Origin of the sequence: Lachnospira intestinalis, from assembly GCF_040095895.1 — a bacterium.
Classification (GTDB): domain Bacteria; phylum Bacillota; class Clostridia; order Lachnospirales; family Lachnospiraceae; genus Lachnospira; species Lachnospira intestinalis.
Genome location: NZ_JBBMFS010000014.1, coordinates 56348 through 68958 on the forward strand (window position 1 = coordinate 56348; position 12611 = coordinate 68958).

16 protein-coding genes and 1 pseudogene are annotated in these 12611 nt (G+C 58.4%); all 17 read right to left on the reverse strand.

The annotated features are described in order from the left end of the window. Window positions 1-137 precede the first annotated feature (137 nt). Entirely contained in the window at window positions 138-1487 is a 1350-nt protein-coding gene (locus tag WMO37_RS13180; RefSeq protein ID WP_349155238.1) for a relaxase/mobilization nuclease domain-containing protein, read from the reverse strand. 142 nt (window positions 1488-1629) lie between these two features. Beyond that, window positions 1630-1923, reverse strand: a complete 294-nt coding sequence (locus WMO37_RS13185; RefSeq protein WP_059085530.1) for a CD1845 family protein — start codon at window positions 1921-1923, stop codon at window positions 1630-1632. A 144-nt stretch (window positions 1924-2067) separates the two neighbouring features. After that, window positions 2068-2415: a plasmid mobilization protein gene (locus tag WMO37_RS13190; RefSeq protein WP_021887816.1), complete on the reverse strand. Its 348-nt coding sequence runs from the start codon at window positions 2413-2415 to the stop codon at window positions 2068-2070. After that, window positions 2412-2585, reverse strand: coding sequence for a DUF4316 domain-containing protein (locus WMO37_RS13195; RefSeq protein ID WP_110925747.1), 174 nt, complete (start codon window positions 2583-2585; stop codon window positions 2412-2414). Before WMO37_RS13195 ends, WMO37_RS13190 begins: the two co-directional genes overlap by 4 nt. Window positions 2586-2595: 10 nt before the next feature. After that, window positions 2596-3174, reverse strand: coding sequence for a defense against restriction DarA-related protein (locus WMO37_RS13200; protein ID WP_059085529.1), 579 nt, complete (start codon window positions 3172-3174; stop codon window positions 2596-2598). A gap of 134 nt (window positions 3175-3308) precedes the next feature. Beyond that, complete coding sequence (locus tag WMO37_RS13205) at window positions 3309-3659, reverse strand: cysteine-rich VLP domain-containing protein (RefSeq protein WP_059085528.1); 351 nt, start codon at window positions 3657-3659, stop codon at window positions 3309-3311. After that, complete coding sequence (locus WMO37_RS13210) at window positions 3649-3801, reverse strand: hypothetical protein (protein ID WP_330383236.1); 153 nt, start codon at window positions 3799-3801, stop codon at window positions 3649-3651. Before WMO37_RS13210 ends, WMO37_RS13205 begins: the two co-directional genes overlap by 11 nt. 29 nt (window positions 3802-3830) lie before the next feature. Next, window positions 3831-4571: a DUF4366 domain-containing protein gene (locus WMO37_RS13215; protein WP_059085526.1), complete on the reverse strand. Its 741-nt coding sequence runs from the start codon at window positions 4569-4571 to the stop codon at window positions 3831-3833. Further along, entirely contained in the window at window positions 4568-4819 is a 252-nt protein-coding gene (locus tag WMO37_RS13220) for a DUF4315 family protein (RefSeq protein ID WP_021888762.1), read from the reverse strand. The genes WMO37_RS13215 and WMO37_RS13220 overlap by 4 nt, the downstream gene beginning before the upstream one ends. A 15-nt stretch (window positions 4820-4834) precedes the next feature. Then, complete coding sequence (locus tag WMO37_RS13225; protein ID WP_349155234.1) at window positions 4835-6478, reverse strand: CD1108 family mobile element protein; 1644 nt, start codon at window positions 6476-6478, stop codon at window positions 4835-4837. Further along, entirely contained in the window at window positions 6459-8792 is a 2334-nt protein-coding gene (locus WMO37_RS13230) for a VirB4-like conjugal transfer ATPase, CD1110 family (protein ID WP_349155239.1), read from the reverse strand. The genes WMO37_RS13225 and WMO37_RS13230 overlap by 20 nt, the downstream gene beginning before the upstream one ends. Beyond that, on the reverse strand, window positions 8776-9156 hold the full coding sequence (locus tag WMO37_RS13235; protein ID WP_059085524.1) for a PrgI family protein: 381 nt from the start codon (window positions 9154-9156) through the stop codon (window positions 8776-8778). The genes WMO37_RS13230 and WMO37_RS13235 overlap by 17 nt, the downstream gene beginning before the upstream one ends. Continuing rightward, window positions 9144-9734 (reverse strand): MT-A70 family methyltransferase, encoded by a 591-nt coding sequence (locus WMO37_RS13240; protein WP_055060868.1) that lies wholly within the window; start codon window positions 9732-9734, stop codon window positions 9144-9146. Before WMO37_RS13240 ends, WMO37_RS13235 begins: the two co-directional genes overlap by 13 nt. Continuing rightward, entirely contained in the window at window positions 9731-10516 is a 786-nt protein-coding gene (locus tag WMO37_RS13245) for a DNA-methyltransferase (RefSeq protein ID WP_436970292.1), read from the reverse strand. The genes WMO37_RS13240 and WMO37_RS13245 overlap by 4 nt, the downstream gene beginning before the upstream one ends. Window positions 10517-10534: 18 nt before the next feature. Beyond that, window positions 10535-11401, reverse strand: a complete 867-nt coding sequence (locus WMO37_RS13250; protein ID WP_349155236.1) for a VirB6/TrbL-like conjugal transfer protein, CD1112 family — start codon at window positions 11399-11401, stop codon at window positions 10535-10537. A 12-nt stretch (window positions 11402-11413) separates the two neighbouring features. Further along, window positions 11414-11494 (reverse strand): annotated as a pseudogene (locus WMO37_RS13255) (Maff2 family mobile element protein); the annotation flags it as partial. A 91-nt stretch (window positions 11495-11585) separates the two neighbouring features. Beyond that, a partial coding sequence (locus tag WMO37_RS13260; protein ID WP_349155237.1) for a recombinase zinc beta ribbon domain-containing protein occupies window positions 11586-12611 on the reverse strand: 1026 nt, incomplete at its 5' end.

Genomic DNA, 12611 nt, shown 5'->3' on the forward strand with positions numbered 1-12611 from the left:
AGCGCGTTAGCGGCAAGCAAGGCAAGTGTATTGACACTTGCAATTTCCGCGCTGCGGAAATGCTTGTTGGGGTGCCCCCAAACCCGCTGGACTTCTGGCCACCGTGACCAGAAGAAACATTGTCTGCGTCGCCGTCCCTAACGGGCCTGCTCCTTATTGCGCTGGTTGTCCGTCAGCCCGTGCAGGTGATCCACGCTGCCCTTAACCGCCACCAGCTCCCGCATATCCTGCTGGGCCTTGCGGTATTCCAAATAAAGAGCCTTTTTCCGCGCTGCCAGTTGGCGGCGTTTTTCTTTTAGTACGTCCATTTTGGGGAGCTTCTCGCCACCCAGCAGCTCGGCCATTGTCGCCTTGGCTGCCCGGTAGTCGGCCAGTTCCGCCTCGTGCTCGGCAAGGTATTTCCGGCTGTACTTGGCGGCCTTGTACCCATCGAACGCGGGGCGGGTCTTGGCGTACTGCACCACGGCGGCCATCAGATCGGACACATGGGAAAGTTCGGCCTCGGTCTGCTGAATGTCCCCGGCCAGCGTGTGAAAACGCTCTGTGGCGGCATCGGTCTTTGCAGCCAGATCGTCATATTCAAATAGCTGGTGCTCTTTCAGATATTGCAGCGCAGCCGCCATTTGTTTAAGGTTATACACCTTGGCCCAGCGTTCATAGGCGGGGCCTTTGCCCTGACGCATCCGCTCCTGAATGTCGATCAGAAGATTAACACGGCGGGGCGCGGGCGCTCTTCGCACCGGGGCTGTTCGTGTGGGAGCCTTGCCGTCAATGACGGCCTGCACGTCCTCGGGGCCGTAGCCGTCCCCCAGCGTGGCCGCCCGGAAACGGGCCGCCCGCTGTTGTCCTGGCACAAGGAATGAGATCACGCCGCTGCGCCCGTGCTTGACCTGTATGCCTGCCGTTTCCATGCGCCGGAGAAAGTCTGCAAAGTCCTTGGGGCGCTCCGTCAGGGCCGCGTCAATGGCAAGGCGGATCTGTTCTTTCTGTGAGAGCTTTTGATTGTCCCCCAGCCATTGACCGTAGTGCAGATACCGCCCCTTGCTGTGGAGCTTGGGATTTACGATCACGGACAGATCGTGCTCCAGACATACCCGGTCAGACAGCCGCCGCAGGGCGAACGAGGAGCCGATGAAGTTGCGGAACTTCCGGGAGCGGTCATAGGCGGTGGAATTGTAGTAGATGTGATTATGAATATGCTCTTTATCTATATGGGTACAGACGAAGAATTGATACTTCCCCTTTGTCCAGCGCATCGCCGTTTCATAGCCGATGCGGTTGGCCTCCTCCGCCGTCACCTCGCCGTGAGGGAACGCCTGCCGGATCTGGTAGCACAGCGCCCCGTGTCCGGCCCTGCGGTCGGTTTCGCCCTGATACTGATTTTTGACCAGCATGAACTCGGCGTGTGCCGTGGCCGGATCGCAGAGGTAGGAGGAAACGGCCCCCAGCTTCTCCGGGTTCAGGCCATAGTCAAAGCGGTCTTTCAGGCTTTGCAGGGCCGTCCGCTTATCGGCCCGCTTGTGAGATTTGAGGTAGGTTGTGGCCGTAGGCAGCCCTCCTTTCCATACGACAAACGGCGGCTGGGATCAGCCGCCGTTTTCTGCATCTTCTGGCCACCGTGACCAGAACTCAGCCCGTGATGAAGCCCCTCAGAGAGCCGTTCAGCTCGTCCAGCTTGGCAAGCAGCCATCCGGCCAGCGCAGGCAGGCCAAAGGGCGAAATGGCAAACGCCATCAGAAGCCCCGCGATCCCTGTGGAAATGTCTTTCTCCACAAACAGCATCAGGACACTCAGCAGCCCCAGCACCGACGCGAGGATGGAGAGCAAACCAGCGGAAAGACTCAGCAGGAACGAGAGCACGGCCACAAGCAGGGTCAGCACCAGCACAAAGGGAGCGGCAAGAATTTTGAATATGATCCGCATAGGGGGTTCCTCCTTTTTCCTGTATATGTCTATTATAACTCTGAAAAAATCGGCACTCAAGGATGTCCCGGCCCTCCGCACTTCTGGTCACAATGACCAGAAGCAGGGACAGCCGGGGAACGGCGCGGGGCCGTTCCCCCTGTGTCACATCGTTACAATGGCGGAGAGCTGGGCCAGCAGATCAGACAGCGGCCCCCACAGGTCGGCATAGTCCTTTTGCAGCCGTTTCAGTTCGTCCGGGTACAGGCCGCCGTAGCTGTTGGCATGGATAGCCGCCTGATTGAGATTGTTTGCACAGCGCCTCTGGAGCGACACAAGCTCCTTGACGGGTTCAAGGTCAACGTGGAGCACATAGCCGCCCAACGCCATTTTTCGGATATAGGCGCTCATGTTGCGGATACCCGCCTCGGCCATGCGCTCCCGAATGACCTCCAGCTCGTCAGGCCGTACCCACACATAGATGGGGACGCTGCGGACGCGCTTCTTTGTCAACGCTCCTCACGCTCCCGGCTGCGGCGCTTGGGCGGGTGTTCCCGTACCTTGTCCAGCGGCTTTTCTGCCGGGGGCGGCGCAGGCAGATTGTTGATGATGCCGTCGATCATGTTCCCGTTCTGCTCCATAGAAAGCTCGGCGTTCTTGTTGGGATTGCGTTCCTGCTCCATAAATGTCCTCCTATCTGTCGCCCCGGTCAGGGGCATTTTTCTTTGGGGCAGCTTGGCCCCGGTCAGCCTCGGCCTGCTTTGCGGCGGTTTTCATCTGTTCCCGGATCGAACGGGGCCTGTCGGGATTGTCAGGCGCAGGCCGCAGCTCATAGTCAGACGCCTGCCGTTTCGTCAATGGCCGCGTGTAGGTCAAATGCCCCCACGCCAGAAATGATCCATTTTCAACCGGGACGCGCTGATCGTAGTTGACGATCTCATCCGGGGCGTTACGGGGCGGCTTGGGGAATGTCCCAATGTCCACAGGGCGCTGGGTAGAGTAATACTTGTAAAGGCCGGGAGCCTCGACCTGCCTGACATCGACATTGTAAAGGCGCTGGTATTCCTGCACCCGCGCCGCAAAGTCCTGTTCCAGAGCGGCACGGTCGCTGCCGTAATGCCCCCATTCATACTGCCGCTGGCCGTTCTTGTCGTCATAGCAAGCCCATGTGACATAGGGCGAGGGGGCTGCTGGGTTATGCCCCAGCGCAAAGCCCCTGCCATTTTCCAGCATGACGGCCTGAATGATCTCATAGCCTTGGTTTTTGTCCATACGACCTCCTTTCCAAAATGTTAGCAATATTTCTGCAAAACCGGGCGGGGCTATGAAATCATACACCCCGCCCATGAAGCGGCCCCGGAAAGCCCTGCAATCAAGGGTGTTTTCCGGGGCCAAATGCTCACGGTCTACCCCCGGTATTTCCGCATATAGCCGCGCTGCTTCTGCCGCCTTGCAGCCCCGGCACAGGCCGGGGAGCAATACCGCTGCCGCCCGTCCGGGAGAAAAGCCCTGCCGCACACCGGACAAGGCCGGGTTTCCGTGATACGCTCCACGGTCAGCGACCTTTCCAGCACCGGATCAAGGGGCAGCACCGCAGAACGGAAATAGCGGCAATAAGCGCCCGTCCAGCATTTCCCCAGCATATAGCACTCGCAATCCAGCGGCAGGCATCCAACGTCTTTGTCATAGTTGGCACACCACCGCTTCACAAGGGAGCGGATCGCCGCCTTTTCCTGCCGGGTCAATTCACGGCTCATGTTTGCCCCCTGTCTTTGACCGAAGCTGCTCCCGGTAGCAGAACACGCAGCCGATCCCGTGCCAGTAGGGGCAGCCGTCACAGCGGGAGCCTTTGGGCGGCAGGTTGGGCAGGACGCCCTTGAAGTAGCTTTTTTCTTTCATAAAGTCCTCATAGGGGCTGTTGGTAAACCTCATTCCTCACCGTCCTCGTCCCACGGCGGCCCGTCATCCTCGGAATCGGTTTCGTCATAATCCTCCGCGCCGTCATACTCGCCGCCGTAGTCAGCCTCGGACTCAGCGGCCCGCTGCTTCTTGGGACGGTAGATTTTGAAGTACCAGCCAGCGCCGCCGCCAATGACCACCACGGCCAGCGCCAGCAGAAGCATACCGCCGCTGCCCGTGGCCTTGGGCTGCTCCGGCTCGGGGGCAGGCTCCGGCTCTACCACAGGCGCAGGCTCCGGGGCCTTGCCCTGGCACTCGCTCAGATTGACCGCGCAGACGGTACAATCCGTGTTGATAGCACCAACGGCGCATTTATCGGCACAGGAACACTCCGGCAGCTCACCGCCCGCCGCCTGCATCGCCGCCAGCAGGTCAGCCTCGTCCACCATGTTCAAAAAGTAGGTGTGATACTGCTCGCCGTCCTCGTCGGTGGGCTTGTCGTAGTCAATGACGATGTAAAAGGTATTGCCGCCGCTGGTCTGCACCGTGATGAACTGCTTGTTGGTGGCCTCATCGTAGAGCAGGTCACGGGTCACAAGGTTGCCGTCCTCGGTAAAGCCCTCGCCGGGGTCAACGGTTTCGGCGGGCAGCGGCTCCACCGGGGCAAGGCCGTCCCATTCCTCGCCGCCTCCGGCGTAGGCCGTAACCGCCATACTGCCCATGAGGGCGGTCACACAAAGCGTTATCAGCAAAAGCCGCAGTTTTTTCATTCCGTCACCTCCGCCTGTTCTGTCGGCTTCTGGCCACTGTGACCAGAAGCGCCACCCCGGAGCTGCTGGAGCACCAGCGGCAGATCGGCAAGGGAGATACTCATGCCGCGCACGATCTCCACGATCTCGCTGTTTTCCGCCTCCAGCTTCTTCTGCTCCAGTTCCTTAAGCCGTGCCTGTTGCTCGGCAATTTTGGCCTTGACCTTTTCAATCTCGGCCTCGATCTTTGCGCTTTTCGTAATTGCCATATCAAAAAACCTCCTTTACGGTAGTCGCCCGTAGGCGTAAAGATGGGACTGCCAATAGCTGCTGTTGAGGTTGGCATAGCTGATGGGGTCGCCACAATGGAGCATCCAGCCGTCGCCCACATAGATGCCCACATGAGAAATGCCCGCTGTGTCATAGGTGCCGACAAAGAACACCAGATCACCGGGCCGGGGGCTGCTCGTCCGGGAGCAGATGTTATACAGCCCCTGTGCCCCCAGCCGTCCGAAGCTCCAGCCGCATTGATTGTAGACGTAGCTGACGAAGCCGGAGCAGTCAAAGGACGTGGATGGGCTGCTGCCGCCCCACACATAGGGAAAACCGAGATATTTTTCCGCCTCTTTCAGAATGGCGGCAAAGGTTTCATCATCCAGATAGGACTCCGGGACTTCATGCTCCGGCGGGCGGCTGGTGATGTATTTCCCGATATAGCCGGACGAGGGAAACAGATCGAGACGGTTTCCCAGTGTGGACATATATAGGGCGTACATGGAAAGCTGCTCCTCGGACATCATGTAAACCGGGACGTGTGAGAGATTGAAGTTTTCCAGCGTGACATAGCAGATGTAATAGTTGTACGGCACCTCCACATCGTAATCGTTGCCCTCGCTGTCCGTCCTTGTGACCGTGCGGTAGCGCACCTCGACAACCACATCCTCGGTCAAAATGTACTGACGGTCAAAGAGGTCTTGCAGCGTCCCGCGTACCTCGTCCAGCGTCCACGCGCCCTCATGGAGCGCGGAGATCATAGAGATCAGCACATAGGGATCATGCTCAATGGTGTCGAGGTCAAAATGGTATTCATCATAATCGTGGGCGCTGGTGTAGGTGTCGAGGTAGTGTTGCAGCTCGTCCTCCAGCGCACAATAGGCAGCCTCGGCCCCCAGCATATCCGCGTCCTCTGCCTTATAGGTGCTGGCGGCGATGGCCGCAAGGGTGCTGTTTCCCACGGAAACCATCGAGGACATACACGATTGCAGGGTCAGCACCACCAGCAGACAGCCCAGTGCAAGCAGCGTTCCCACGGGATGCCGCTTGACGAACGCTGCCGCTTCCCGGACAAACCGCTCCATGGCCGACGCGGTTTGTTCGGCGGCCTTGGCGGTCTGCTTGGCGGTTTCCCGCGCCTTGCGCTGGTACTCCCGTTTCAGCTTGTGGCGATGCCATAACCGGGCGGCGGCGCTCTGCGCCTCCGGCTGCTCCTGTGCAAACTTGCGGGAATGGTAGTCCGCCGTGGCCTTGATGTACCGGGACTCCGCACGGGCGGCAGCCTTGGCCGGGTGCTCCCGGATGGCCCTGCGTACCTTGTGCCGCCCATAGTGCAGCGCAGCCTCGCCGGAACGCTCCACAAAATGGCCGCCCTCCACGCCTACATTGTCGTGTTCCTCCTGATACACCTTTCCATGCAGAAAAGCGTGGGTTTCGTGTCCGGCAATCCGGGCGATCCGCTTGATGGGGCCGGGCTTTTTCGGCGGCTTCTGGTTTGCCAGCCTTTCGCGGGCCTTGTTCAGCCGTTCCTCCCGGCTCTCCATGCGGAGCTTGGACTTGTGGAGCTTGGCCTGTTCGCTGTCGGTATGGAACTTCTGGCCACCGTGACCAGAAGCAGCCTCGCCCTCGGGCGGCTTATTCTGTCTGTTTTCCATTGGCGGCGTCCTCCGGCTTGGTGGTCAGCAGGTCGTAGATCTCGCCACGGGGAAAACGGTCAACAAACGGGATGGTGACGCTGCCATAGAACAGCAGGCCCTCGCCGGAGTTGGACTGCGTGATATACGATAGCTGGTGCTCCGAAATACCGATCTGCTTGGCAAGAATGGCGCGGTCACTCTGCGCCTGCGACAGCAGGATCATAAAATCCGTGTTGTCCAGAATGTTCTCGATCTCCCGGCTGGCCAGCAGGTCTTTCACGTTCTGCGTCAGGGCCGAGGGGACGCAGCCCTGTTTGCGAAGCATTTTCCAGACGGTCACAAAGTAGCTGGCGGTCAGCGGGTCACGGAGCAGAATATGGAACTCATCAAAATAGCACCATGTCGCCACGCCGTTTTTGAAGTTGGTTCCCACCGCAGAAGTGACAAAATCGTTGGTGATGTGCATGGCAATCTTGCGGAGGTTTTCGCCCATACCTTTCAGCACAAAGCACACCACGCGGGAATTGAGGTTGACGTTGGTAGGATGGTTAAAGAGATTGAGGGAGCCCGTGCAGTAAAGCTCCAGCGCCGTTGCGATCCGCTTGGCCTCCGGCTCCGGCTGGCGCAGCAGCTCCTCATACAAATCTTGGAGCAGCGGCGTTTTGGCCGTTTCCAGCCCCAGCGCCATTTCCCGGTACACCTGACGCACACAGCGGTCAATGACGGTTTTCTCGATGGGCTGCAAACCATCCCGGCCTCCCACCACCAGCTCACACAGCGACAGCAGAAAATCCGCTTTCAGGGACAGGGGACTGTCCCCACTGCCCATGTCCATCTGAACATCCATCGGGGAAATGTGGTTGGGGCTGTCCGGCGCGATCTCGATGACCTGACCGCCCAGCCGTTCCACCAGCGGGGCATATTCGCCCATCGGGTCTACCACGATGATGCGATCCTGCGGAATGGCAAGAAAGACGTTCAACAACTCGCGCTTGGCGGCAAAGCTCTTGCCGCTGCCCGTGGAGCCGAGGTAAAGGCCGTTGGCGGATTTCAGCTTTTTGCGGTCAGCCATGATGACGTTATGGGACAGGGCGTTCATGCCGTAGTAGAGGGACGGGCCATCCATACGAAGCTCCCGCGTCATAAAGGGGACGAAGATGGCCGTGGAGCTGGTGGTCATGCCGCGCTGAATTTCAATGCCGTTGTAGCCGAGGGCCAGCGAGGACATATAGCCCTGCTCCTGCTGCCAGTCCAGCCGCTTGACGGCGCAGTTATATTTCTGCGCGATGCCGTTCACGGTGAAAATGTCGTTTTCCAGCCGCTCCCGCGTGGGGGCGGTGTTGACGATCAGGAACGTCAAGAGGAACATTCGCTCGTTGCGGCTTTGCAGGTCGGAGAGCAGCTCGGCGGCATCCTTGGAAAAGGTGACGAGATCGGGCGGGAGAATGTCAGGGTCATATCCGGCGCGGGTAGCCTTGCGCTGCTCCTCCACTTTCATCTTGTCGATGTCGGAGATTTTACCCTTGACCGTTTTAATGGCCTTGACCTGATCCACCGTCTGAATGTGCATGGTAACGGTCAGCTCGGCGTCCAGCTCCAAAATCTCCAATAGCAGCTTGTCCGACAGCTCCGACGCCATGATCTGCAAGTAGGACGCCGCGCCCCATGTCTGGCCCACGCGGAACGAGCGGCTCTGCCGGAAGTCAAAGCTGTCCGGCACGATAAAGTCTTTCGTCCCCATGCCTGTATGGGCGATGTCCGCCCACTTGAAGCGGAACGGCTCCCGGCTGCCGGGGTGAAGCTGGCCATGCAGCAGGGCCAGACGCTCCCGCCCGTCAAGGGGCTGGCTCTGTACCCCCAGCCGCTTAAAGTTGCCGATCACGTCCGCCTCCACACGTTCCAGACGGGGACGGGCGGCGGCCACATTTTCAGCGGGGATGCAAAAGGTGACGTACTTGGCCCGTTCGATACCGTTGTTGCTTTTGGCGATCTGGTTTTTCAGCATCCCCGTGTATTCCGTGCGGACGCTGTTGAAGCGGTCATCCGCCTCGGAGATATTCACCTTGTAGCGGCTCCCGGAGCGGCTGCGGCGGTTGACAAAGGAAAGCTGGAACGGCAGCGAACTGTCAAAATAATTCAGCCACGAACTCCAGCCGCCGAAAATGGCCGTCTGATCCTCGGCGGACGCAACGGAATAGTTGATGTCCTCATATTCCAGCGTTTTTGTGTAGACACCGCCGGGGAGCTGACAAATGCCGTCCGGCAGCATCCGCACATAGGGAATGGTCTGCTGGGCCGATATGGTCGCCGGACGATTACCGGCCCGCGTCAGGCTTTTTGACTTCTTGGGGCTTTTGATCAAGTGTGACCTCCTTTCCCGCAAACGGGGCGTAGATATTCTGCGTCTGATAGGGCCTCACACCGGGCCGCAGGAACTTGGCCCGGATGATATTCCGGGCCACCTTTTCAAAGGGCAGGCCATCACGCTCATACATCGCCATGAAAAAGGCCGGGAGCATGAGCGCGATCATCAGGAACATCGCCCCGGTGCCGCCCAGCGCGTGACGGGTCAGCAGATACACGGGGATACCCACGGCAGCCGCGCCGCCGAAGCAGATAAGCTGGCGGCGGGTAAGGTTAAAGGCAATTTTCGTCTTGATCTTGGAAAGATCGTTGGGAACATTCACATAGGGCAAGAAACATCCTCCTTTCCGCTATCTTCTGGCCACCGTGACCAGAGGCCCGCTGTCGGCTCCACCTCGTTGCCCCACACGTCCCAGCCGGGAGGGGTCTGCCGTGCGAACAGCTCCACGCGGGGCCTGTCGCCCATGAGGGCAACGATCTTGTCCCGCGTTTCGTCCGGCTTTTTGCTGTGGGCCTCGATGGGGGAAATGATAAATTGGTGAATATCGGCGGCCTGCCGCTTGGGGTGTCCCTTGGTCGCCAGCAGGCAGACCTCGGCGTTGGCCCTCGTCCAGAAGCCCAGCCCATAAAACCAGCTATCCGCCTTTTTGTTCTTTTTGAGCCAGACAAAAGCGACGCTTTTATAGGTGAAGCCCCACGCACGGATGAGCCGCAGGGCCTCCGGGAGCTGTGGGAACGTGGCCCACATGAAAAGGGCGCTGTCCTTGGCCGCAAGCTCGGCCACAGGCAGCGCGCACAATTCATCAATGCTCATGGTGGGGTAATGGTTTTCTGCCGCCCCCTGCACTTTCTTTGCGGAGTAGCGCCACGGGGGATCGGCGTAAATAATTTCGTAGGTTCCTGTCATCATTCTCCTTTCCCGCCAGATACCACAGCCTCCCGCGCCCGCCGGATGCGCTCCGTGGCGGGGCCGTAAAAGGCCGGGGCGGTTTCAAAGCAGACGAAGCGGCGGCCTGTGTTCAGCGCGGCTACGGCAGTTGTGCCGGAGCCAGCGCAGACGTCCGCCACCACCTCGCCGGGGCGTGTGTAGGTGCGGATCAGGTACTCGCACAGGGCCACGGGCTTCTGCGTGGGATGCGCGGTGGTTGTCACCGTGGGGAACGCCAGCACGTTCCCCGGAAAGCGCCGCCCATCGGACTCGCCGCTGGTGCGTTCAAACTTTCCGTAGTTGGGGCTGTTCCCGCTGCAACGGTGGATTTTCTTGTACGGCTTGCCCTGTTCAAACTGCGGGAAATAGGCCGGGGACTTCTGGTAGAACACCAGAATGTTCTCCGTCTTTTTCAGCGGAGCGCGGCGGGCATTGAGAAAACCCGTGCAGCGGCTTTTGTACCATACCCACTCATAGCGGAGCATGGCGAGGTTGGACGCGCCCAGCACCTTGTCATAGGGGCATTGTGCGAAAAACAGCACCGCGCCCTCCGGCTTGACGGCCCATTTCACCGCCTTCCACAGCTCTGGGAGCGGCAGCGGCACATCCCAAAAGTTCCGGGTCGTGCCGTAGGGCGGATCGGTCAGCAACATATCCACGCTATGCTTTGGCAGGGAGCGCAAGCCCTCAATGCCGTCGGAGAGGTGCAACCCCTCCGGGATCGGCCTCTGGCCACCGTGACCAGAAGCGGCGGTATCAGCGATAAGATCACCTTTCCTTTCTCAATGGGCGCTGAAGATGCTTTTGGAGATCGTCCCGGTTTTCATCAGCATGAAGCACAGAAGCACCGTATAGCCGATACAGCCCCAAATCGCCCCGATAGGATCTCCGCTTGTGGCGATCCCCTGAATGAGCACCGCATAGATCGCCACGCAGACAAGGATCAGCATACCCTGAAAGCCCACGGCAAACAGGGAGCGCAGATAATTCTGGCCCATCGCGCCAAGTTCCCGGTTGGAGAGCGTCGCCACGGGGATGGGGGCTAAACTGGTCAGCAGATATATCTCGATCATGCGGCCATAGACGATCACGAAAATAAAAATGTTCAGCGCCAGCATGGTAAACTTAATGAGGAACGATTGCAGGAACAGGCCCAGCAGGGAGCCAAGCTCCATTGTTTCAAGGGTCATTTCCAGATCAGCCAGCATATCCGGCGTGATGTCAGTTGCGCCTGTGACGATGCCCGCCGCGCTTGCGATCACGCTTTGGGACACGTCAAAGACTGCCATGACGATATTGAACGTGTTGGACAGGATCAGGATGGCACAAGTGGTTTTGAATACCCATTTGTAGATATTCGCCACGTCGAACTCGTGCATATTGTTCTTTTCCAGTATCATCTGGATCAGCTCATAGGTGGCAACAAAGGTCAGGATCAATCCGGCAATCGGCAATATCACCGTTTCGGAAAGCTGCCGTATCAGGGAGAACACTCCGGCGTTCCATGCCGCCGGGGTAGTCCCCACCTGTACGGATATTTCCCCGACGCGGGTATTCACCGTGTCAAACAGCCCCTCGAGGTTCCCCATGATGCCCTCGATCAAAAGCCCTTTGAGCCATTCCGTGATCCATTCGGTGAGAATACCCATCGGCAGCTACCCTTAAAACAGGGTAGACAGCAGAGGGATCAGGGTCGTGCCCAGCACGATGATGCCGCCGCCCGCCATGAGCTGTTTTATCCCCAATTAGGTGTAAAAACTCTGCTCGATGGCGGGCGGCGGCGTACAAAAAATCTATATGGTGTTTTTAAGAGAACCGTCCCGGTAGGACAGGTCAGGCAGTGACCTGTTCCACCTCCGGGATGGGTTTGAGATTAAAATGAATTTCGATAGAAATGTGTCTTGTTTTATCTTCGTCAATGCGCTCATGCACGACGATTTCTTTGATTAAGCGGTTAAGGGTGGCTGCGTCCAGCTCTGTGATGTTGGCGTATTCCTGAATGGCTTCCACCCATTGTTTTGCGTCATTGGCAAGCTGGACTTCATCAGACAGCCGCTTTCTGCCCTCGGACACCTTTGTTTTAAGCTCCGTCTGCTCGGTCTGTGTCTTTTCCAGCATGGTGTTGAAGTTCTGCTCACTGATACGCCCTGCAATCATATCCTCATAAAGCCGCATTACCATTTTGTCCAGAACCTCAATCCGTTCCTCATCCCTTGTAAGGGAGCGTTCCATTGCTTCCCGCTGTTCCCGCTGCTCGGCTTCACAGGTATTGGTCAGGCGGTCGGCAACCGCTTCCCCGTCCATCAGGGCAGCTCTGGCACATTCCCGGATTTTCCGCAGCACATGGCTGTAAAGGGTGTCATAGTCAATCCGGTGCTGGGTGCAGTGGTTCTTTCCAAAGGCATTGTAGGTCTTGCAGGAATAAATCTGCTGGGGATGTTTTTCGTTTGTGTAGCGTATCGTCAGCGACTTCCCACACTCGCCGCATTTTATCAGTCCGGCAAACAGGCTGATTTCATTGGTCTGCCCCGGACGCTGGCGGGATTTCAGCTTGTTCTGCACAATGTCAAAGCTCATGCGGTCAATCAGCGGTTCATGCTGTCCCTCCACCACAATCCAGTCCTCCGGCTTCTTTTCCCCAATCGTGCCGATTTTGAAACGGTAGTCCTTTTTCTGGGAAGCAATCGCCCCGGTGTAGACGGGATTCATCAAAAGGTCTTTGATAACGGAGAAGTCCCACATATACCGCCCGTTTTCCGGGTCTTTCTTTTCCCATTTGGTGCGGGTATTGCGAAGCCCCCGTTCCCGGTTCCACCATGTGGGGCAGGGGATTTTTTCTTCCTCCAGCCGTCTGCGGAT